Origin of the sequence: Streptomyces griseoluteus (genome assembly GCF_004784465.1) — a bacterium.
Lineage (GTDB): Bacteria > Actinomycetota > Actinomycetes > Streptomycetales > Streptomycetaceae > Streptomyces > Streptomyces griseoluteus.
In genome coordinates this window covers 33,414-54,457 of sequence record NZ_SRRU01000003.1, presented here as the reverse complement: position 1 = coordinate 54,457, position 21,044 = coordinate 33,414, and the positions used below count along the sequence as shown (strand labels likewise).

Sequence of the window (21,044 nt, the reverse complement as noted above, 5' to 3'; positions counted from 1 at the left end):
CGCTGCCTTCCGTTGGTCATTCCGGTGTCGTCGCGGGGATCTGGATGCCGACGAGGCAGGTGTCGTCGTCCGTGTCCGACTTGCTGTAGGTGAGCAGCCGGTCGAGGCGCTGCCCGAGGGCGCCGGCGGGGGTCTCGGCGGTGCGCAGCAGATGGGTCAGGGAGTCCTCCACCGCGGTGTCGCGGCGCTCGACGAGGCCGTCGGTGTACATGAGCAGGGTGTCACCGGGCTGTAGTTGAGTCTGGTCCTCCTGGTAGCGCGCGTCTGCCAGGGCGCCGAGCAACAGGCCCCCGGTCAGGGGCAGGGTGTCCGCCTGATCGCCGCGGACGAGGACCGGGGGGAGGTGGCCGGCTCTGGCCCAGCGCATGATGCGGGTGGCCGGGTCGTACAGCGCGCACACCGCGGTCGCGGTGAGGTGGTCGGTCAGGTGGTGGACGACGTTGTTGAGCCAGGACATCAGCTGGGCGGGGCCGGCGCCGGTCATGGCCAGTCCGCGCAGTGCGTTGCGCAGGACGACCATGCCGGTGGCGGCCTTGATGCCGTGCCCGGCGACGTCGCCCACGCTCAGCAGGACCTGGCCGGTGGGCAGGACGAGGGCGTCGTACCAGTCGCCGCCGACCATGGCTTCGGATTCGGCGGGCCGGTAGCGCACGGCGACCTCGAGGCCGGAGACCTCGAGCGGGCCGTGGGCGGGGGGCATGATGGCGTGCTGCAACTGCAGGGCGAGGCGGTTGCGTTCGGCGGACTCCTGCTCGGTGTGGGCGAGCTGGTCGCGCGTGGCGGCCAGGGCCACTTCCGTCCAGTGCTGGGAGGAGATGTCCTGGTAGGCGCCTCGAAGGGCGGCAAGCCGGCCGTCGGAGGAGGTGACGGGTTCCGCCACGACCCGGATGTGCCGGGTGACGCCGTCGGACCGCTGCAGCCGGAAGGCGACGCTGGCGGAGCGGCCGTGGTGCACGACAGCGCGCAGGAAGCGGCCGATGGCGACGGCGTCGTCCGGGTGGGCGTGGGCGGCCAGCTCGTGCAGGGACAGCGGTCCGGCGGCGGGCGGCCGCCCGTACAGGGCGAACAGCTCACCGTTCCAGGTGATGTCACCGGTGAGCAGGTCTTCCTCGAAGCCGCCGATCCGGCCGAGGCGCTGTGCGTGCTGCAGGATGCTGGCCAAGCGGGCGGTTTCGTCCTCGATGCGCCAGATCATCAGCAGGCTGTCGCCGTGACGGCTGACGCTGATGTCGGCGACCGTGCTCAGGGAGACCTGGTCGATGAGGGTGGGCAGCGTCATGCGCCGGGCCCTGAAGGGTTCCCCGGTGGCGTAGACCCTCTCCAGCTGTCCGAAGAGGTCGCTCGAGCCGACGGCCAGGGGGTAGATCTGCAGGAGCAGTGCGCCGGTGAGGGCGCTGCGCGGCCGGCCGGAGGGGTCCTGGAAGTGGCTGTTGGTGTGGTGGATGCGGAAGTCGGCGAGCCGGCCCTCGGTGTCCAGATGGGGGGTCAGGACCAGGGCTGGATCGTGCAGCCCGTCGGCGAGGTGAATGAGTTCCGTGGCGGCCCCGTCGGGTGCGGAGGCGCCCGGCGGGTGGCTGTCGCCGGCGGGGCGGGTCTCCAGGGTGTGGGCGCACAGGTCGGCCAGCGCCTCGAGCTGGCGGTGGATGGCGGGGGGCTGCTCGGTCAGCGGCTGGGGCCAGCAGATCTCCAGCACTCCGCTGATGCGGCCGCCGGTGCCCGCGCACAGGGCGATGCGCCCGCCGTCCGGGAAGTCGAGGTAGCCGATGGAGGGCGCGTGCCCGCTCATGGAGGCGATGTGCACGAGGCCGCGGTCGGTCAGGGCGCGCCGGGCCACGGTGGCGACGCCGGGGGGCACATGGCGCCAGCGTTCGGCTTCGTCGTCGCTGAACCCGGCGTGGCCGCGCAGGGTGAGCGAGCCGTCCGGGCTCGCGCTCCACACGGCGACGGCTGCGGCGCCCAGCGGGGTCAGGGCGTGCTGCAGCAGGGACTCGGCGACGGCCTGGGTGTCGCCGGCGGCCAGGGCGCCGCTCTCCGCGGCCCGTAGCCGCACCGCCAGGGACGCGCGGTCGTCCTCGCCGGTGCCGTTGCCGCTGAGCTGGAGGAATTCCAGCGCGATCTGGGCCACCTGGTCGCGGGCGGCCTGGTTGATGATGTCGGCGGCCAGTTCGAGGTCGGACACACCGGACTGTTCGGCGAGCTCCGCGAGTTGCCGTGCGGCCTGGACGGGCCCGCAGTGCAGCCGCTCGATCAGGATGCCCTTGGCCAGTTCGATCAGTGCGCGGCCATCCGCGGCGGCCCGGGCGGCCTGCACCTCCTCGTTCAGCCGTGCCACCGTCGCGGCCAGGCGGCCCACCACGACCTGGCCGGCTGCCTGCGCGGCCGGCTCCCCCTCCACGCCCGCCAGCTCCGCCCGCTCCGGCTGGGCCGGGACCAGGACCGCACCCCGCGACGAGGCCGCGGTGCCGGGCACGCGCTCATGTGGGAGTGGCCTCTGCCGTGAGCCGTCGGCGAACGCGGCTTCCGCGGAGCCCTCGGCATACTCGGGTGCGCTCATCGTGCCGACGACTCCTCGTATGACCAGGCCCGTGCCACCGGCCGGCCGACGCGGCGACGGCCGGCGGGCACGGATGCGCGGCGGGAGACGGGAAAGACCAGCATGGTGCTCACTGCTCCTTGAGCCAGCGCCGGATGCACGCCACGAGATCGTTGGCGTCCACGGGCTTGGTGACGTAGTCGCTGGCGCCGGAGGCAAGGCTCTTGTCCCGGTCTCCCGGCATGGCCTTCGCGGTCACCGCGATGACCGGCAGGTCCACGTACTCGGGCATCTGCCGGATCTGGGCGGTCGCGGTATAGCCGTCCATCTCCGGCATCATCACATCCATCAGGATCAGATCGATCTCGGGATGCGCCTTCAGGCACTCGATCCCCTTACGGCCGTCCTCGGCGTGCAGAACACGCATTCCGTGCAGTTCCAGGATCCCGGTGATGGCGTAGAGGTTGCGGGCGTCGTCGTCGACGACCAGCACGGTGCAGCCCTGCAACTGCTCGTCGAGGCTGTCGAGCCTGGGCTGCCGGCTCTCCTCGCCGCGTACCAGCGCCACCACGTCTCCCGGCTGCTCGGCCGACAGATGCAGGGCGATGCGCTCGCGCAGTTCGTCCAGGCTGCCCAGGACTTCCAGTGGACGACCGGCCGCCCGAGCCTGAAGAGCCTGCTCCCCGTCCGCGCCCAGCTGACGGTTGCTGTGCGCGAGCACGGGCACGTGCCGCAGCGCCTCATCACCGTCCATCGCGTCGAGGAAGGCCCCTGCCTGGCCCTCGGCCATGTCCAGCTCCAGCACGACGCAGTGGAAGGGCTCGGCCGCCAGTGCGGCGGCGGCTTCCTGGGCTCCGACCGTCGTGATCACCTCGACGTTGCCATGGCGATCCGACGCTCCAGGGCTTCCCTCAAGTCCGACCGCGCTTTCGGCGACCAGCGACAGCAGACCGCGCTGGCGCTCTTCGATCACCAGCAGCCGACGCGGCTGCGCCTGCCCCGGAGCCTGTTCCGCGGGGGCGGACAGCTCCCGATTCCCTGACAGCGCACCGGTCACCTCCCCGAGGGCCGGCATGCCCTGCTGGTCGGCCGTGGTCTGGTCGAGCAGGTCGGCGCGTGCGGCCGGCAGGTACAGCGTGAAGGTGCTGCCCCGGCCGGGGGTGCTCCGGGCGGTGAGAGCGCCGCCCAGGAGATGGGCGATCTCGCGGCTGATGGACAGCCCGAGCCCGGTGCCCCCGTATTTGCGGCTGGTGGTCCCGTCCGCCTGCTGGAACGCGCCGAAGATCGTCTCCAGGTGCTGGGCGGCGATGCCGATCCCGGTGTCCTTGACCCGGAAGGCCACCACCGGCCCGTCCCGGTGCACACCGGCGGGTACCTCGTCCTCGCCGGCCGGCTCTATGCACAGCTCGATACCCCCGCGCTCGGTGAACTTGATCGCGTTCGAGAGCAGGTTGCGCAGCACCTGACGCAGCCGGGCATCGTCGGTGACCAGGTCCGAGGGCACCCGGGAGGCGGAGGCGACGGCGAAGGACAGGCCCTTCTGCGTGGTCATCGGGCGGAACGTCGCCTCGATGTAGTCCAGCAGCCCGCGCAGCGGGACCTGCTCGAGGTTGATGTCCATCTTCCCGGCCTCGACCTTGGACAGGTCCAGGATGTCGTTGATCAGCTGGAGCAGATCGGAGCCGGCCGAGTGGATGATGCCCGCGTACTCCACCTGCTTCGGCGTCAGGTTGCGCGAGGGGTTCTGGGCGAGCAGCTGGGCCAGGATGAGCAGGCTGTTGAGCGGGGTGCGCAGCTCGTGGCTCATGTTGGCCAGGAACTCCGACTTGTACTTCGACGCCAAGGACAGCTGCTGGGCGCGGTCCTCCAGCTCCTGGCGGGCCTGCTCGATCTGCAGATTCTTGCCTTCGATGTCGCGGTTCTGGGAGGCCAGAAGCTTGGCCTTGTCCTCCAGCTCCGCGTTGGAGCGCTGCAGTTCCTCCTGCTGCACCTGCAGTTCCTCGGAGCGGGCCTGGAGTTCCCCGGTCAGCCGCTGGGATTCCTCGAGCAGTTCATCGGTGCGGGCGTTGGCGAGGATGGTGTTGACGTTCACGCCGAGCGCTTCCGCGAGCCGCTCGAGGAAGTCGCGGTGGATGGAGGTGAAGGGCGTGAAGGACGCCAGTTCGATCACTCCGAGCACCTGGTCCTCCACCGCGATGGGCAGCACGATCAGGCCGCCCGGAGTGGCCTTGCCCAGTCCGCTGGAGATGCCGATGTACTCGCCGGGCACCCCCTCGGCGGTGATGACGCGGCGGCTGCGGGCCGCCTGGCCCACCAGCGACTCACCCAGCGTGAACCGGTCGTGGCCGTCGATGCCGGCGGGCCGGCCGTAGGAGCCCACGAGCCTGAGTTCCGTACCGCCCGGGGTGTCCTCGGCCAGGTAGAACGCGCCGTACTGCGCCGACACCAGCGGGGTGAGGTCCTCCATGACCAGCTCGGCCACCACCGACAGGTCGCGGTGGCCCTGCATCAGGCCGGAGATGTGCGCCAGGCTGGACTTGAGCCAGTCCTGTTCCTGGTTGGCCTGAGTCGTTTCCCTGAGGGACCCGACCATGGCGTTGATGTTGTCCTTGAGTTCGGCGACCTCGCCGGAGGCTTCCACGGTGATCGAGCGGGTCAGGTCGCCCTCGGCGACCGCGCTGGCCACCTCCGCGATCGCCCGCACCTGGCTGGTCAGGTTCCCGGCGAGTTCGTTGACGTTCTCCGTCAGCCGCTTCCACGTGCCCGAGACGCCCTCGACCTCCGCCTGACCGCCGAGGCGGCCCTCGCTGCCCACTTCACGTGCCACACGGGTGACCTCGGCGGCGAACGAGGAGAGCTGATCCACCATCGTGTTGATGGTGGTCTTCAGTTCCAGGATCTCGCCGCGCGCATCGACGTCGATCTTCTTGGACAGGTCGCCGTTGGCGACGGCGGTCGTCACCTGGGCGATGTTGCGGACCTGGCCGGTGAGGTTGTTCGCCATCGAGTTGACGTTGTCGGTCAGGTTCTTCCAGGTCCCCGCGACGTGCGGAACCCTGGCCTGGCCGCCGAGCCGGCCCTCGGTGCCGACCTCACGCGCCACCCGGGTGACCTCGTCGGCGAACGCGGAGAGCGTGTCGACCATGGTGTTGATGACGTCGGCGAGGGCCGCGACCTCGCCCTTGGCCTCGACGGTGATCTTCTGGGACAGGTCGCCCTTGGCCACGGCGGTGGCGACCTGGGCGATGGAGCGGACCTGCCCGGTCAGGTTGGAGGCCATGACGTTGACGTTGTCGGTCAGGTCCTTCCAGGTACCCGAGACGCCACGTACGGTCGCCTGCCCCCCGAGGTTTCCTTCGGTGCCCACTTCGCGGGCCACGCGGGTGACCTCGTCGGCGAACGCCGACAGCTGGTCCACCATCGTGTTGATGGTCTCCTTCAGCTGCAGAATCTCACCCCGGGCATCCACCCGGATCTTCTGCGACAGATCTCCCTGGGCGACCGCGGTGGTGACGTCGGCGATGGAACGGACCTGTGCCGTCAGGTTGTCGGCCATGACGTTGACGGACTCGGTGAGGTCCTTCCACGTACCCGAGACGCCCTTGACGTCCGCCTGGCCGCCGAGGCGCCCCTCGGTGCCGACCTCGCGGGCCACGCGGGTGACCTCGTCGGCGAACGCCGACAGCTGGTCCACCATCGTGTTGATGGTGTCCTTCAGCTGCAGGATCTCGCCCTTGGCCTCGACAGTGATCTTCTGGGACAGGTCGCCCTTGGCCACGGCGGTGGCCACCTGGGCGATGGAGCGGACCTGGTTGGTGAGGTTGCCGGCCATGAAGTTGACCGAGTCGGTCAGATCCCGCCAGGTTCCCGAGACGCCCTTGACGTCCGCCTGGCCGCCGAGTCGGCCCTCGGTGCCGACCTCGCGGGCCACGCGGGTGACCTCGTCGGCGAACGCCGACAGCTGGTCCACCATCGTGTTGATGGTGTCCTTCAGCTGCAGGATCTCGCCCCGGGCATCCACGGTGATCTTCTGCGAGAGGTCGCCCTTGGCGACGGCGGTGGTCACCTGCGCGATGTTGCGGACCTGGTCGGTGAGGTTGCCCGCCATGAAGTTCACCGAGTCGGTCAGATCCCGCCACACGCCACCCACGCCCGGCACCTGGGCCTGCCCGCCCAGCCGGCCCTCGCTGCCCACCTCGCGGGCCACCCGGGTGACCTCGTCGGCGAACGAGGAGAGCTGGTCGACCATCGTGTTGACGGTCTCCTTCAGCTCCAGGATCTCCCCGCGCGCATCGACATCGATCTTCTGCGACAGATCCCCCTGGGCGACCGCGGTGGCCACCTGTGCGATGTCCCGCACCTGGGTCGCGAGGTTGCCCGCCATCGCGTTGACCGAGTCGGTCAGGTCCGCCCAGGTGCCCGAGACGCCCGGAACCTCGGCCTGGCCGCCCAGGGTGCCCTCGGTGCCCACCTCGCGGGCCACCCGGGTGACCTCGGAGGTGAACAGGGACAGCTGATCGACCATGCCGTTGAAGACGGTGGCGATCTCCCCCATGAGACCGTCGGCCTCATCGGGCAGCCGGGTGCCGAAGTCACCGTCGCGCACCGCCGTCAGCCCCGCCAGCAACTGGCGCAGCTCCGGCTCCGCGACCTTCCCACCAGCCCGCGCCGGCCTGGAGCGGGGCACGGGGCGCGACGCCTCAACCGACGCCTCAGGCATGATCCATCCTCATTCCACCTGGCAGCAGGACGCCGGAGCGACCCGTCAGACGACCGGCCCCGCAGTCTCTTCACTGCCGGGCCCCACATCCCCGAGAACCTTTTACATGGGGAAAGTATTTAGTACGGCATCCAGAGCCCGTGCGGCAAGTGGACCCAGACCCAGACAGCGACCGTGCCTCGTACACCTAAGGGGCGAGCCGCTTCTGATCTTGGGCAAACCGGGCATAAGCTCTCCGGGCTTCCTCAGAAGGTGACCAGGCACACAAGTGGACGTCGGCAGCAGTGCTCCTGTCATCCCGGTCGCAGGCGCGGCGCAGGTCCCCGAGCTGCAGGGGGCGGTGAGCAGCGCTGCGGCCCGGGACGCACCAGCCCCCCGTGACGGTGCAGCTCTGCGCAGATCTTCGAGTGCGCGGCATTCGAGACCGTCACCTTTTCCACTCTCTCGCAAGTGATCTTACCCAGGACCATGAGCAGCGATCACTTGAAGCTCGCGGCGGCAGTGTCCGTCCCGTGACGCAGAAGCAGGTCATGTTATCGGCGGAGGGCGTGTGGTTGACTGGCGGGGCCAAAGGGGCTGTGCGGGCGCGTCACTGACGGTTCCGTCCGACCGAATGAGCCCCGCGCGCCGGGGCACGGGTGCGGGGAGCGGCGGGCGACGGTTGCTGATCATTTCTGCCCGCCCAGCTCAGCAGGATCTGATTTCGGAGTTACAGAGCATGGACGAGATGGCATCCCGGCCGCACACCTCGCACGACGTCCATACGCTGCGTACGGCTCTGGAGCGCCTCGAAGCGCAATGGGAGCGGCAGCAGCGCTCCACGCCCCTCGTCTCCTCCTCGCAACTGCGCCTCCTGTACGCGCTCGAAACCGCGGCGGGAAGCAACCTGCGTGAGCTGTGCGCGGCGCTCGGCTCCGCGGCTCCCGCTCTCAGTCGCCTGTGTGCCCGGCTGGAGGCGATGGGCTTGGTCAGGCGGGCCTACAGCGCCAGGAGCCGCAGGGAGATCGAGTTGTATCTGACCGGCCGCGCCACGGCCTATCTCCGGGAGCTGCGGGAGGAAAGAGAGCAGTTCCTGGCGACCGTGCTCGATTCGATGCCAGAGGGCGAACGCGCCGCGCTGGTCGAAGGGATGGATGGCCTGCGCCGCGCACTGGACCCACCTGGACCGGGTTATACGGAGAATCCCGTGATCTGCTCAGCGTGAGCAAAGGCGGCGGGAATGCCCGCCGGGCGGTGTGGTTGAACAGGCAATCCTTTTGCGGCAGTCCCGGCCGGGACTGCCGCTTTTTCAGTCCCGAATGCCGAGCGCCGTGCCCGGTCGGCAGTGAACGCAAGCCGGACCTCTGGCCATACGGGTAGGGATGGTCAACTGCAGGTCATCTTCGGCGAAATCGCTTGTCGATGGATGTGTCGCGGGCACACTGGTGCACAGGGGAGGGGAGAACCCTGAGGCCGGAAAACGGTTCAGGGCTCAGTGCTGCCCGCGCAGCGGGACGGGCGCGCGGCCGAGCAGGGGGAAGCACGTGACGCAACCGTGGTCCGGGCAACGGGACCGGAGGGCTCCGCTCGCCGCGAAGGGCGGGCGGTCGCCGGTGGTGGTGATCGGCGCCGGCCCCTACGGGCTGTCGGTGGCCGCCCATCTGCGTGCCCAGGGGGTGGGGGTGCGGGTGTTCGGGGAGGTGATGGGGAGTTGGCGGCATGCGATGGCCACCGGGATGTTCCTGAAATCGACTCCGGACGCGACCGATCTGTCGGCGCCGGTGGCGGGCGCAAGGCTGGCGGACTACTGCCGTGCCCAGGGCCAGGACGAGCTGACCGAGCTGACGCCGATCCCGTGCACCATCTTCGTGGCCTACGGGCAGTGGTTCGCCGACCGCTACGTCGGTGAGGTGGAGCAGTCGCGGATCACCTCGGTGGAGCGCGGCCCCGCCGGCTTCGTCGTGCATGTGGAGGGCGGGGAAGAGTTGGCCGCTCAGGCGGTGGTGGTGGCCACCGGGCTGTCGGGACTGGCCCACGTACCGGAACAGTTCCGTGCGGTGACACCGGCCGGCCCGCATCCGGACGGTCTGGTGTCGCACACCAGCCAGCACCAGGACCTGGCGCGGTACGCCGGGCAGCGGGTGGCGGTGATCGGCGGTGGCCAGTCGGCACTGGAAAGTGCTGCGCTGCTGCACGAAGCCCGCGCGATTCCCACCGTCCTGGTTCGCGAGAGTCGGGTCCTGTGGGGCGAACTGCCGAGACTGGAAAGGCCGTTGCCCCATCGAGTGGTGTGGCCGTCGGCGGCGCTGGGAACGGGCTGGAGTCTGCTGGCGGTCAGCCGGGCGCCGGGGGCGGTGCGCAGGCTTCCGGCAGCCGCCCGCATGTATCTGTTCCGGCGCGCGCTCGGCCCCTCAGGCGGCTGGTGGCTCCGTGAGCGGGTCGAGGGCATCGTGCCGGTGCGTACCGGCTGCTCGGTCGAGGGGGTGGAGGCCGACCGGAGTGGCGGCGCCCTGCTGCGACTGTCCGGTCCGGGACCGGATGTGCTGAGCGTGGATCATGTGCTGGCCGCCACCGGCTACCGGCTCGATCTGGAACGGCTTCCCTTCCTCGCGGCGTCCTTGCGGCGAGAGGTGCGGCGGGCCGGAGGCAGCGCGGCCCCGTACCTGTCCGCCTCCTTCGAGTCCAGCGTGCCTCGTCTGTACTTCACCGGCTCGCTGACCGCGCCCTGTTTCGGCCCGGTGATGCGGTTCGTGGCCGGCACCGCCTTCGCCGCCACCCGCATCAGCCGGCATCTCAGCCGCGGCGCCCTGCGTCCTTGACCGCGGCGTTCCGGGGCCACGCACCTCAGACGCCGGGCGCTCCGCGCAGCGCCCGGCGCACGGCGTATACGACAGCGCCCGCGGCCACGACGGAGGCGCCCGCGATCACTGAGCCGGCGGGCAGGGCGAACGCGAGCACGAGGCACCCCAGCAGCCCCGCGGCGGGAATGATCCGTGCCGGGCGTCCCTCCTGCGGAGCGAGGGTGAGCGCGGACGCGTTGGCGACGGCGTAGTAGACCAGCACGCCGAACGAGGAGAAGCCGATCGCGCCGCGCACGTCCGTGAACGCGACCAGGACGACGACGACCGTCCCCACCAGCAACTCGGCCCGGTGCGGCACCCCGAACCGCGGATGCACGGCGGACAATCGGCGCGGCAGGTGACCGTCACGGGCCATCGCCAGCGTGGTCCGGGACACCCCCAGGATCAGGGCCAGCAGCGAGCCGAGCGCCGCCACGGCGGCTCCCAGCCGCACCACCGGTACCAGCCAGTCGGCTCCCGCCTCTCGCACGACGTCCGACAGCGGGGCGACGGTCGTCCCCAGCCGGTCGGGACCGAGCACCAGCAGCCCGCTGACCGCCACCAGGGCGTAGACGACGAGCGTGATCGCCAGAGCGACCGGGATCGCGCGCGGGATGGTGCACGCCGGGTCCCGCACCTCGTCGCCCAGCGTGGCGATCCGGGCGTACCCCGCGAACGCGAAGAAGAGCAGACCGCCGGCCTGCAGCACCCCGTTCCACGACGCGTCGGCCCCGACGTCCAGACGGGTCGCGTCCACCGCCCCCGACGCCAACGACGTGGTCACGATCGCTGTGAGCACCACCAGCACGATCGCGACGATGACGCGCGTCAGCCATGCGGATTTCCGCATCCCGGCGTAGTTCACCGCCGTCAGCGTCACCACCGCCGCGATCGCCACCGTATGCGCCTGCCCCGGCCACACGTAAGCGCCGACAGTGAGCGCCATCGCCGCGCACGAGGCCGTCTTGCCGACGACGAAGCACCAGCCGGCCAGGTATCCCCAGAACTCACCGAGGCGCTCGCGTCCGTAGACGTAAGTGCCGCCCGACACCGGATAACGGGCTGCGAGGCGGGCCGACGACGTCGCGTTGCAGTAGGCGACCACTGCCGCGAGCGCCAGGCCGACCAGCAGTGCCGAACCAGCCGCCCGTGCCGCGGGAGCCAGGGCCGCGAACACTCCGGCGCCGATCATCGATCCCAGGCCGACAACCACCGCATCGCGCACACCCAGGCTCCGGACCAGCTCGTCCGGCGCCGCAGTCGGTCGTGGTCTCGCCCTCACGGCCATGCCTCTCCATACGAATATCCGCCCCGACATCGAAGCACGATGGCAAGGGCGGACACAGCACGAGAAGGACACCGCCTCGTGAACAGATGGCTGGGCGTGTCTGTCGCCGGCTGGCAGACGTGCACTCTCGGATGTCGGGCCGCAGGCTGGAGGAATGACCAGCACTCGCGTGATCGTGGGCCCCCCGGACCCTGAGACCGGCCGCAAGGTGCAGATCGGCGATCGGGTCGTCGGGCACGCGTTCGCCGTACGGGACGTGGCCGCCTTCATGCAGGAGGCGGGGCTCCAGGACTGGGACGAGCTGGACGTGGTCCGGTCGGAGCTGATCGAGTGGCGCGGGGGCGGACCAGAACACTGGTAGTCGGGAGGCCACCTGCCGGAGATCGCCCAAGGCGAGCCGCTCTTCTCGGGGGCAGGACCGATGCCGCGGGGACCCCCGCACACCGACAGCCCGCCGCGAACCGCCTACTCGTCCGCAGGCGTGATGCGGCGGCCGGTCGGACTCGTCGGGTGGACGGACATCCGCATGTCGCGCTCCCCGCCGCCCAGGGCGTCGAGCGGCCGTGGCGGGCGAGCCTTCGCATGACGTCGGTGTCCGTCACCAGGCTCGCCGGGCCGACGGCCAGACCGCTCCAGCCTTGGCGTCCGGGCCGGGGAAGACGGGGGTCACTTCGCCCGTGTCCGACCAGCGCACGTCGTAGGTGGGCGTGCCGTCGGCGTGGCGGAGCCCGACTGTCTCGCCCTCGCGCCTGGCGGCGCCGGTCGACGGGCTTTCGATGAGGACGTGGTCGCCGCGTTGCGCTCGCATGGCCGCCGTCCTCTCCTCAGAATGGTGCTGTATCCGACCTGCCACGCGGGAGGAATCGCCGCTTGGCCGAAGGACCCCGGAGGCTGCGGGGCGGGCGGCCCGTCCACGGGAGGCACCATGCAGCATCGGACGATCGATGACCTCATGACCCGTAACGTCGTCCGCGCACGACGTGACACGCCGTTCAAGGAGCTCGTCAGGCTCCTGACGGAGAACGACGTCACCGCCATCCCCGTGGTGGACCAGCTGGAGCATCCCGTCGGGGTGGTGTCCGAAGCCGACCTGCTGCGCAAGAGCTCGGACCAGGCCGACCCGTCCGGTCTGGTCCCGGTGCCGCACCTGGAGGCATGGGAGCGCGCCAAGGCCGAGGGCGCCCGGGCCGAGGAACTGATGTCCGCTCCGGCGGTCTGCGCCCGTCCCGAGTGGTCCGTGGTCGAAGCCGCGCGTCTGATGGAGACGCATGACGTCAAGCGCTGCCCGTGGTGGACGAGGCGGACCGGCTGGTGGGCATCGTCAGCCGCGGCGACCTCCTCCGGGTCTTCCTGCGCCGCGACGAGGCGATCCGTGAGGAGATCACCCGGGACGTACTGCGGGACACGCTGGGCCTCGCCCGCACGGACGTCACCGTCGACGTGCGGGACGGAGCGGTCGTTCTCCGCGGCACCGTGGAGCACCGGGGCCTCGTCCCGGTCGTGGAGCAGTTGTGCCGGGGCGTCGACGGTGTCGTGTCCGTGACCGGCGACATCGCCTTCCGCCAGGACGACACCCGCCCCGCCCCCGCCGGCTGAACACCCCCGCAGGAGAGGTGAGACGCATGGACAGGGAAGTCACCGAGCCGCGGGTCGTGGTCGGCGTCGACGGGTCGCCGTCCTCGTACGCGGCCCTGCGCTGGGCGGTACGGTACGCGGCTCTCCTCGGCGGAGTCGTGGAAGCCGTCGCCGTGTGGGAGCTGCCCGGTCTGTACGGCTGGTCGGCGCCCGCCGTCGATCTGGACCTGGACGTGGAGGAGGCGGAACGGCGGATGCGGCAGGAGCTGACCGAAGTGCTGGGCGTGGAGGACGCCGACTCGGTGCGCCGCCATCTGGTGCACGGCAACGCCGCCGACGTTCTGTTGCGAGCAGCGCAGGGAGCCGAGGCGCTGGTCGTCGGCAGCCGGGGGAGGGGCGGATTCGCCCGTGCCCTGCTCGGGTCCGTCAGCCAGCACGTGTCGCAGCACGCCACCTGTCCCCTCGTGATCGTACGTCCCGACACGCAGTGATCCGGAGCCCGCGGCGCTGCGCCTGCGGGCGACTTCCGGTCGTTCCGGGTCGTGACGACGGACTCGGTCGTTCGTCCCATGAGCGGGCGGATCAAACGATTTCAAGGAATTCGGCAACCGGTCGCCGGGGGCTCGGACGACCCTCCGGGCCCCAGCCGAGCCGCACGATCATCTGCACGTTGGCCATGGCCGACAGAGGATCGCGTGCCACCCACCGAAGTTCCGGCCACTCCAGCGGCTGCGACATCAGAGAAGCCACCAGCCCGAGCTCCGTTGCGACAAGCAGGACACGTTCCAGCGCCTGACCGGCGCGCAGCCAGTCCTCCCGCCCGTCCCGGACCGTACCCAGGAGGGCGAGATGGGGGTCCTCCTCGAAGGTGGCCCACTCACGACCGGGGACCGCGCGTCCGTCGGCGAAGTCGCGGACCGGTGAGGCGGCGCGTCGCCCGCGGGGGCCGAGGGCCTCGGCCGGGATTCCGTCCCTGAACCGCGCCGTGTCGGCCGGCTCCACCCGGGCCCAGCGTTCGGTCTCACCACGTATACCGGGATCGGCCTCCTCCCAGCCCTCGGCGTCCTCCACCAGCCGCAGGAGCGAACGAACGTGCCAGGTGCCGGGGAACAGCAACTGCGCTCCCTCCGCCTCGGCGGCCTCGGCGAGCAGACTCCGCCAGGCCTCCGGGATGTCCTCCTCGAGGAACGGGTGCCGGCTGGAGTGACGTCGGCGAACGGCCGGACCCAGCAGGGCGAGAGCCATGTCGGGCGGGGCGGGCTCCCACAGGCGCACCTCGGCGAGCAGGTCGGCGTCGGCCGGATGCGGCAGTAGCCGCACATCCGGCGCCAGGCCGGCCGCCGCGGCGGTCACACGCAGATTGAGCAGCGCTGCCCCGCACCCCATGTGCAGGCCACGGGCGTCCGGATCGGTCCGTGGCAGAGCGCGGCTCCGGTCGGCGTACAGGAGCAGGATTCCCGCGTCCGACAGGTACCGGAAGGCCCAGGGCTGGGTGTTGTGCAGTGATGGCGCGGCCGAGGCTTCCGACACGAGGGCGGAGACGGTGGCCGTGTCCTGAGAGCGTATCGACATGGGGACATTCCTTCGTGACGGCTTGCGAGCCATTCCCGCCCCCTTCCAGTGTGTGCTCCCGGACCCCGACCCGGCAGGGCCGACCGGACCCGGTGCTGGGCGCGCGGATCCTGCGTGGACGCGGTACGCGGGCGACCATGGTGCTGACGGAGGCATTGCCTTGCCACGAATGATCGGAGGACGCCGTGACTGTTCATTCCGGTGAAGGGCCTCGGATTGTCGTCGGAGTGGACGGCTCGGAGTCGTCCAAGCAGGCCCTGCGCTGGGCTCTGCGGCAGGCGGAGGTGACCGGCAGCGTGCTCGAGGCGGTCACCGCCTGGGAGTATCCGCAGCTCTACGGCTCCCTCGGCTGGATGCCGCCGCTGAGCGAGGAGGAAGTGGACTTCGAGCGGATCGCGCACCAGGTCCTGCTGGACGCCGTCAAGGAGGTGGCGGGGCCGGAGCCGTCCGTGGAGATGCGGACCACCGTCGCCTTCGGACCGCCGACGAGTGTGCTGCTCGAAGCGTCCAAGGGTGCCTCGCTGCTGGTGCTCGGCAGCCGGGGGCACGGCGGTTTCACGGAGGCGTTGCTGGGATCGGTCGGCCAGCACTGCACGCATCACGCCACCTGTCCGGTGGTCATCATCCGGGGAGCGCCCGAGACGGTGTGACGCCGGCGCGGACGACCGGCCCTTCTCCCGTTGGTCCGGATGGCCCCGTGTCGAGGTCCCGGTGGCCACTGGGTGCGGGCGTTCGCGTGCGGCAGAGTCGGAGGTGTCACCCGGAGGAGGTGCCACCGATGATGACCACGCGTCGGTTGTGGCGTTGGCGGAGCAATCCGCTGAAGCGGCGCGAGGACGTCGTGGAGGCGTGGATCGTGCTCCTCGCCTGGGTCGTGGCCGTGGTGGGCGGAGCCGCGGCGGGAGCGCTGACCGCCCAGGCCACCGCCGGGCTGCTGGCACAGCAGCGGGCCCACCGCCACGCCGTCCACGCCCTGCTCCTCACCGACGCGCGGCCTTCCGCCACGGGCCCCTGGTCGGGGCGGGTCCTGGTCGAGACCCCGGTGCGCTGGCGATCGCCGAACGGTGAGCCCAGGACCGACCGTGCATTGGTCAAGAGCGGTCTGCGTGCCGGGGCCCGTGTCGTGGTCTGGCAGGACGACTGGGGCAAACTCGTTTCCGTCAAGCCGGCGAACTCCACCGAGAGCGGGCTCGAGGCGGGCTTCTTCGGTCTGGGCGCGGCCCTGGCGGCCGGTGCGGCGGGGTACGGTGCGGGCGCACTGGGACGTCTGTGGCTGGACCGGCGGCGCATGGCTCGCTGGGATCGCGAGTGGGGTCTGGTGGAGCCCCGGTGGGCCCGCAGGCCCGGCTGAGCCGGGCCCGGGTACGGGTTCAGCCGTCCCAGACCCACTCGGCCACCTCGGGCATGTCGGCCCCGTGCGCCCGGATCCACGCCGCGTGGCGGGTGCGCTCGTCGGCCATCGCCTGGCGTACGGCGGCGGCACGGACCGCGAGTCCCGGTACCCGGTCGATGACGTCCATGACGAGGCGGTAACGGTCGAGGTCGTTCCGGACGACCATGTCGAACGGCGTGGTCGTGGTGCCCGACTCCTTGTAGCCCCGCACATGCAGGTGGGCGTGGCCGGTGCGCCGGTAGGCGAGACGGTGCACGAGCCACGGGTAGCCGTGGTAGGCGAAGATCACCGGCTTGTCCGTCGTGAACAGACCGTCGTACTCGAAGTCCGTCATGCCGTGCGGGTGCTCCTCGTGGGGGAGCAGCCTGGTCATGTCGACCACGTTCACCACCCGCACCCGCAGCTCGGGCAGATGACGGCGCAACAGCTGGGCGGCGGCCAGCACTTCGAGGGTGGGCACGTCACCGGCGCAGGCCAGCACCACGTCCGGCTCGCCCCCGTTCTCGGAGCCGGCCCATTCCCAGATGCCCGCGCCGCGGGCGCAGTGGACGCGCGCCTCGTCCATGCTCAGCCAGTCGAAGCAGGGCTGCTTGCCCGCCACGACGACGTTCACGTAGTCCCGGCTGCGCAGGACGTGATCGGTCACCGACAACAGGGTGTTGGCATCCGGCGGAAGGTAGACGCGGACCACGGCGGGGCTCTTGTTGAGCACATGGTCGACGAAACCGGGGTCCTGGTGGGAGAAGCCGTTGTGGTCCTGGCGCCAGACATGCGATGTCAGCAGGTAGTTGAGCGAAGGGATGGGGGCGCGCCACGGCAGACCGCGGGCGGTCTTGAGCCACTTGATGTGCTGGCTGACCATCGAGTCGACGATGTGCACGAAGGCTTCGTAGCAGGAGAACAGGCCGTGCCGACCGGTGAGCACATAGCCCTCCAGCCAGCCCTGGCAGAGGTGTTCGGAGAGCACCTCCATGACCCGGCCGTGCCGCTCCAGATGCTCGTCGACCGGCAGAATCGCCGCCTGCCACGCCTTGCCGCTGACGTCGTAGACGGCCTTGAGCCGGTTGGACGCGGTCTCGTCGGGGCCCACGAGCCGGAAGTTCCGGTGGGTCCGGGTGTCCTTCATGACCTGCTTCAGCAGGGTGCCGACGACACGGGTGGGCTCGTGCAGGGTGACACCTGGCTTGTCGACGGGTACGGCGATCGCGTCCAGGTCGGGCAGGGGCAGTTCGCGGGTCAGCAGACCGCCGTTCGCGTGCGGAGTGGCGCCCAGGCGCCTTTCGTCCGCCGGTACGCAGGACAGGACCTCCGGCGCGGGACGACCGTCGGCACCGAACAGTTCCTCGGGCCGGTACGAGCGCATCCAGCGCTCCAACTGGGCCAGGTGCCCGGGGTTGTCCCGTACCCCGGCGAGCGGCACCTGATGGGACCGCCAGGTGCCCTCGACCGGGAGACCGTCGACCTCGGCCGGACCGGTCCAGCCCTTGGGAGTGCGCAGCACGATCACCGGCCAGTGCGCGCGCTCGGTGACGCCCTGACTGCGCGCGGACTCCTGGACGAGGGAGATGCGGTCCAGCGCATCGTCCATGGCCGCCGCCATGGCGCGGTGCACCTCGGCCGGATCGTCGCCGCTCACGTGAATGGGCTCGTACCCGTACCCGCGGAGCAGCGCGTCGAGCTCCGGCTCGGGCAGGCGGGACAGCAGGGTCGGGTTGGCGATCTTGTACCCGTTGAGGTGCAGGACGGGCAGGACCGCGCCGTCGTGCACCGGGTCGAGGAACTTGTCGGAATGCCAGGACGTGGCGAGCGGTCCCGTCTCCGCCTCGCCGTCCCCGATGACGCAGGCGACCACGAGCTCCGGGTTGTCGAAGGCGGCGCCGTAGGCGTGGGCCAGGGAGTAGCCGAGCTCGCCGCCCTCGTGGATCGAGCCGGGCGTCTCCGGAGCCACATGGCTGGGTACGCCACCGGGGAAGGAGAACTGCCGGAACAGCCGCGCCATGCCCTCCGCGTCCCGTGGCACGTCGGGGTACGTCTCGCTGTAACTGCCGTCCAGCCAGGAGCCGGCCAGGACGGCCGGCCCTCCGTGCCCCGGCCCCCAGACGCACAGTGCGTCCAGACCGCGGTTCCTGATCACCCGGTTCAGGTGCGTGTACACCAGGTTGAGTCCCGGAGACGTGCCCCAGTGGCCGAGCAGCCGCGGCTTGATGTGCTCCGGCCGCAGCGGCTCGGTGAGCAGGGGGTTGTCCATCAGGTAGATCTGGCCCACGGCCAGGTAGTTGGCGGCGCGCCAGTGCGCGTCCAGACCGCGCAGCTCCGCGTCGGTGAGAGTGGTCGCGGCGGTGTGGTCGTCCTTCGGCATCGCATCTCCGGATTCGTCATCCATGAACGGACAGTGTGCCGGGAAGGTCAGGAAAGTTCCGGTATGACGGCCACCGGGCACGCGGCACGGTGCAGCCGGGGCCGCGGCGGGGTGACGGAGACGCTGCTCGTCTCGACGAAACCTCGCGCCACGACGGCTTCCCGTGGTTCGACGGCCTCGTCGGCGGCCCAGTCCACGGCCCGCAGTGCGGACTCGGAGCCGTCGACTCCGACGACGGCCGGACAGTGGGTACCGGTCGCGACATCGCTGGTTCGGCGCATGTGGTCCACCTCCTCGGGGCGGGAGTTCGTCATCAGTCTGCCGACGCCCCGCTCGCCCGGACAGGGGCCGCAGGTCCCGGTGCCGGTGGCGAACGGCCCTCATGCCACGTCGTTCGGCACTGTGATCGCCCGCGTCCGCCCGGGCGCGATGGTCACCGTGCGACCGGGCAGTTCGATGCGGACCGGGGAGTGCTCCGAGTCCGGCACCGAGATCTCCAGCGTGTCCCCTCGCCGTCGTATGCCGAGTCCCCAGTGCCCGCGGTAGAACACCGTGAAGCCGTACTCGGACAGTGCGGGGAGCGGCGCCGGGTCCAGCCACAGTGCGCCGTCCCGTGTCTCCAGTCCCGTCAGGCCGCGCTGCACCAGGTCGAGCGTCCCGGCCATGGCTCCCAGGTGTATGCCCTCACCGGTGGTACCGCCCTGGATGTCGGCGATGTCCGCCTGCAGTGCCTCATGGACGTACTTCCACGCCTCGGCCCGCCTCGCCCGCACGAGAACCACGCCGTGCACCAGTTCGCTGAGGGTCGAACCGTGGCTGGTGCGCCGCAGGTAGTAGTCCACCGTCCGGCGCCAGGTGTCCTCGTCCATGCCGTATCCGAGACGTCCCAAGAGCGACCGGAGTTCGGCGGGCGAGAACAGGTAGCCGAGCATCAGGACGTCGGCCTGTTTGGATGCTTTGTACCGGTTGACCGAGTCGCCCTCGGCCTCCAGGATGCGGTCGAGCCGCCTGATGGAGTCGTAGCGGGCGCGGTAGCCGTCCCAGTCCAGCTCGGCGAGGCCGTCGTAGCCCTCGAACTGACTGATCACCCCCTGATGGAACGGCACCCGCAGGCGGCGGGAGACCTCCTGCCAGACCGGGAGCTCGTCGGCGTCCATCCGGAGCCGGTGGAACAACTCCCCACGCCGCCACGAGGGCAGCCCGCGGACGAGTTCCAGGGCCCGGGTCAGCACCCAGGCGGCGGTGACGTTCGTATAGGCGTTGTCGTCGAGACCGGGCCGCGCGGCGTCCGGGTAGGCGTCGTGATACTCGTCGGGACCGACCACCCCGCGGATGCGGTAGCGGTCGGTCCGCGGATCGTAGACGGCGAGACCGGCCCAGAAGCGGGCGATCTGGAGCAGCATCTCCGCGCCCCTGGTGTGCAGGTACTCCACGTCGCCCGTGGCCTCGCAGTACTGCCAGATGTTGTAGGCGATCGCGGAACCCACATGGCGCTGGAGCCGCGAGTGGTCCGGGAGCCAACTGCCCGAGACGGGATTGAGATGCCACTCCTGTGACTCCTCCCGCCCGTTGCTGCCGCTCTGCCATGGATACATCGCGCCCGTCATGCCGTCCACGGCCGCCGCCCGGCAGGCCTGGGGGAGCCGCCGGTACCGGTAGTTGAGCAGGGCCCGGGAGACGTCCGGGAAGTGCAGGTTGAGAAAGGGCACGACGAACAGTTCGTCCCAGAAGACATGGCCCCGGTAGGCCTCCCCGTGCCATCCGCGGGCCGGCACGCCGACATCGAGGTCGGCGGTGTGCGGCGACAGGGTCTGAAGGACATGGAACAGGTGCAGGCGCAGGACACGGCCGGCCTCGCCGGGCACCCGGACGTCCGCGCGGCGCCACAGCCGCTCCCAGGCAGCGGCGTGGGAGTCCAGCAGACCCGGGAAGTCGGGCGCGCCGGACGCCCGGTCGATCGCCTCGCCGAGCGGCTCACTGATCGCCGTGTCCCGCGAGGTGAACAGCGCCACGGTCTTGTCCACGGTGACCGGTCTGCCGGGGCCGAGCGGGACGACCGTGCGGTGAACGGCACGGTGCCGCGTCCGGCTGAGCGGCGACCCAGGCCACTGGCCGCCGGTGATCGTCGTCCTCGCCGCCATGGCGACGGTCACGTCCGAAGCGCTGGTACGACAGCCCAGCCACACCGTGCCGGGCTCCTGCACCCCGGTGCTCAGATGCCCCAAGTGGCTCTGCCCCAGCGCCCGGTAGCGATGGACGTTCCCGTTGAACACCTCGCCGTCCAGCGCGCTCTCGATCTCGACCTCGCCGTTCCCTTCCTCCGGCGAGAGGACAGTGCGCAGCGCGGCCAGGTGCGGGTCCTCCATGTGCACCAGGCGGATCTGCTCCACTCCCACCGTCATGGGCCCGTGCCGGAAGCGGAAGGACCGCGTGAGCGTGCCGCGCCGCAGGTCCAGCACATGCCGGTGCCCCTCCGGAGCATGCGTGTCGGGTGAGCACCAGGGCCCCCACTCCCGGCCGGGACCTCGCATGCGGAAACGCAGGGGCAGCCAGTTCGGGAGGTTGACGAGGTCCTCGTTGACCACATGGCGGCCCGCCACCGCCGACTCCAGGCGGTTGTAGCAGCCGGCCACATAGGTGCCGGGGTAATGGACCAACCCGGCCCGGCACTCCGGAAGAGCGCCCCGCGTGGCGAAGTACCCGTTCCCCAGCGTGCAGAGGGCCTCCCGCAACCGCTCGCCCGCCGGATCGTGGCCCGACCACTCCCAGGTCCACTCGGACATCC

General features: G+C 70.7%; 14 protein-coding genes and 1 pseudogene. 7 read left to right on the top strand and 8 right to left on the bottom strand.

What is annotated here, in order from left to right; translation table 11 throughout:
* Positions 1-16: 16 nt before the first annotated feature.
* Together E5082_RS09040 and E5082_RS09035 are read right to left on the bottom strand one after the other, a co-directional pair.
* Positions 17-2,554 (bottom strand): SpoIIE family protein phosphatase, encoded by a 2,538-nt coding sequence (locus E5082_RS09040; protein WP_135790766.1) that lies wholly within the window; start codon positions 2,552-2,554, stop codon positions 17-19.
* 109 nt (positions 2,555-2,663) lie between these two features.
* A complete protein-coding gene (locus E5082_RS09035) occupies positions 2,664-7,253 on the bottom strand; it encodes a HAMP domain-containing protein (RefSeq protein ID WP_135790765.1) in 4,590 nt (1,529 codons plus the stop codon).
* 661 nt (positions 7,254-7,914) lie between these two features.
* Between E5082_RS09035 and E5082_RS09030 the strand changes: the two genes are divergently transcribed.
* Both E5082_RS09030 and E5082_RS09025 read left to right on the top strand, forming a co-directional pair.
* The gene (locus E5082_RS09030) at positions 7,915-8,457 is read left to right on the top strand and encodes a MarR family winged helix-turn-helix transcriptional regulator (protein WP_244321582.1); all 543 of its coding nucleotides are present in this window, start codon (positions 7,915-7,917) and stop codon (positions 8,455-8,457) included.
* Positions 8,458-8,776: 319 nt separating this feature from the next.
* A complete protein-coding gene (locus E5082_RS09025) occupies positions 8,777-10,051 on the top strand; it encodes an FAD-dependent oxidoreductase (protein WP_229918777.1) in 1,275 nt (424 codons plus the stop codon).
* 25 nt (positions 10,052-10,076) lie between these two features.
* Here the strand turns inward: E5082_RS09025 and E5082_RS09020 are convergent, their stop codons facing one another.
* On the bottom strand, positions 10,077-11,360 hold the full coding sequence (locus E5082_RS09020) for an APC family permease (RefSeq protein WP_135790762.1): 1,284 nt from the start codon (positions 11,358-11,360) through the stop codon (positions 10,077-10,079).
* 154 nt (positions 11,361-11,514) lie between these two features.
* On the opposite strand from E5082_RS09020, the gene E5082_RS09015 reads away from it, so the two are divergent.
* Entirely contained in the window at positions 11,515-11,721 is a 207-nt protein-coding gene (locus tag E5082_RS09015; protein ID WP_135790761.1) for a hypothetical protein, read from the top strand.
* A 237-nt stretch (positions 11,722-11,958) separates the two neighbouring features.
* On the opposite strand, the gene E5082_RS09010 is transcribed toward E5082_RS09015, so the two are convergent.
* A complete protein-coding gene (locus E5082_RS09010) occupies positions 11,959-12,168 on the bottom strand; it encodes a DUF1918 domain-containing protein (RefSeq protein ID WP_135790760.1) in 210 nt (69 codons plus the stop codon).
* 117 nt (positions 12,169-12,285) lie between these two features.
* On the opposite strand from E5082_RS09010, the pseudogene E5082_RS09005 reads away from it, so the two are divergent.
* Both E5082_RS09005 and E5082_RS09000 read left to right on the top strand, forming a co-directional pair.
* Positions 12,286-12,956: pseudogene (locus tag E5082_RS09005) on the top strand (CBS domain-containing protein).
* Between the two features lie 26 nt (positions 12,957-12,982).
* Positions 12,983-13,426: a universal stress protein gene (locus tag E5082_RS09000; protein WP_135790759.1), complete on the top strand. Its 444-nt coding sequence runs from the start codon at positions 12,983-12,985 to the stop codon at positions 13,424-13,426.
* A gap of 91 nt (positions 13,427-13,517) precedes the next feature.
* Here E5082_RS09000 and E5082_RS08995 read toward each other — a convergent pair whose 3' ends face one another.
* On the bottom strand, positions 13,518-14,507 hold the full coding sequence (locus E5082_RS08995; RefSeq protein ID WP_135790758.1) for an Acg family FMN-binding oxidoreductase: 990 nt from the start codon (positions 14,505-14,507) through the stop codon (positions 13,518-13,520).
* Positions 14,508-14,692: 185 nt separating this feature from the next.
* Here E5082_RS08995 and E5082_RS08990 point away from each other — a divergent pair, with 185 nt between their 5' ends.
* On the top strand, positions 14,693-15,157 hold the full coding sequence (locus tag E5082_RS08990; RefSeq protein ID WP_135790757.1) for a universal stress protein: 465 nt from the start codon (positions 14,693-14,695) through the stop codon (positions 15,155-15,157).
* Between the two features lie 128 nt (positions 15,158-15,285).
* A complete protein-coding gene (locus E5082_RS08985; protein WP_135790756.1) occupies positions 15,286-15,858 on the top strand; it encodes an Rv1733c family protein in 573 nt (190 codons plus the stop codon).
* A 19-nt stretch (positions 15,859-15,877) separates the two neighbouring features.
* Here E5082_RS08985 and E5082_RS08980 read toward each other — a convergent pair whose 3' ends face one another.
* From E5082_RS08980 to E5082_RS08970, 3 genes are all read right to left on the bottom strand, one after another.
* Positions 15,878-18,283, bottom strand: coding sequence for a phosphoketolase family protein (locus tag E5082_RS08980; RefSeq protein WP_373310007.1), 2,406 nt, complete (start codon positions 18,281-18,283; stop codon positions 15,878-15,880).
* A gap of 23 nt (positions 18,284-18,306) precedes the next feature.
* A complete protein-coding gene (locus E5082_RS33395) occupies positions 18,307-18,540 on the bottom strand; it encodes an adenine nucleotide alpha hydrolase family protein (RefSeq protein WP_167514017.1) in 234 nt (77 codons plus the stop codon).
* 99 nt (positions 18,541-18,639) lie between these two features.
* Positions 18,640-21,042 carry a glycoside hydrolase family 65 protein gene (locus tag E5082_RS08970; protein WP_135790755.1) on the bottom strand — a complete coding sequence of 801 codons (2,403 nt, stop codon included), beginning with the start codon at positions 21,040-21,042 and terminating at the stop codon, positions 18,640-18,642.
* Positions 21,043-21,044 lie beyond the last annotated feature (2 nt).

Bases quoted from the DNA above. Each gene is read 5' to 3' on its own strand.
- E5082_RS08970 (WP_135790755.1), bottom strand. From the start codon at position 21,042: ATGTCCGAGTGGACCTGGGAGTGGTCGGGCCACGATCCGGCGGGCGAG.
- E5082_RS33395 (WP_167514017.1), bottom strand. From the start codon at position 18,540: ATGCGCCGAACCAGCGATGTCGCGACCGGTACCCACTGTCCGGCCGTC.
- E5082_RS08985 (WP_135790756.1), top strand. From the start codon at position 15,286: ATGATGACCACGCGTCGGTTGTGGCGTTGGCGGAGCAATCCGCTGAAG.
- E5082_RS09035 (WP_135790765.1), bottom strand. From the start codon at position 7,253: ATGCCTGAGGCGTCGGTTGAGGCGTCGCGCCCCGTGCCCCGCTCCAGG.
- E5082_RS09020 (WP_135790762.1), bottom strand. From the start codon at position 11,360: ATGGCCGTGAGGGCGAGACCACGACCGACTGCGGCGCCGGACGAGCTG.
- E5082_RS09010 (WP_135790760.1), bottom strand. From the start codon at position 12,168: ATGCGAGCGCAACGCGGCGACCACGTCCTCATCGAAAGCCCGTCGACC.
- E5082_RS09015 (WP_135790761.1), top strand. From the start codon at position 11,515: ATGACCAGCACTCGCGTGATCGTGGGCCCCCCGGACCCTGAGACCGGC.
- E5082_RS09040 (WP_135790766.1), bottom strand. From the start codon at position 2,554: ATGAGCGCACCCGAGTATGCCGAGGGCTCCGCGGAAGCCGCGTTCGCC.
- E5082_RS09000 (WP_135790759.1), top strand. From the start codon at position 12,983: ATGGACAGGGAAGTCACCGAGCCGCGGGTCGTGGTCGGCGTCGACGGG.
- E5082_RS08980 (WP_373310007.1), bottom strand. From the start codon at position 18,283: ATGGATGACGAATCCGGAGATGCGATGCCGAAGGACGACCACACCGCC.
- E5082_RS08995 (WP_135790758.1), bottom strand. From the start codon at position 14,507: ATGTCGATACGCTCTCAGGACACGGCCACCGTCTCCGCCCTCGTGTCG.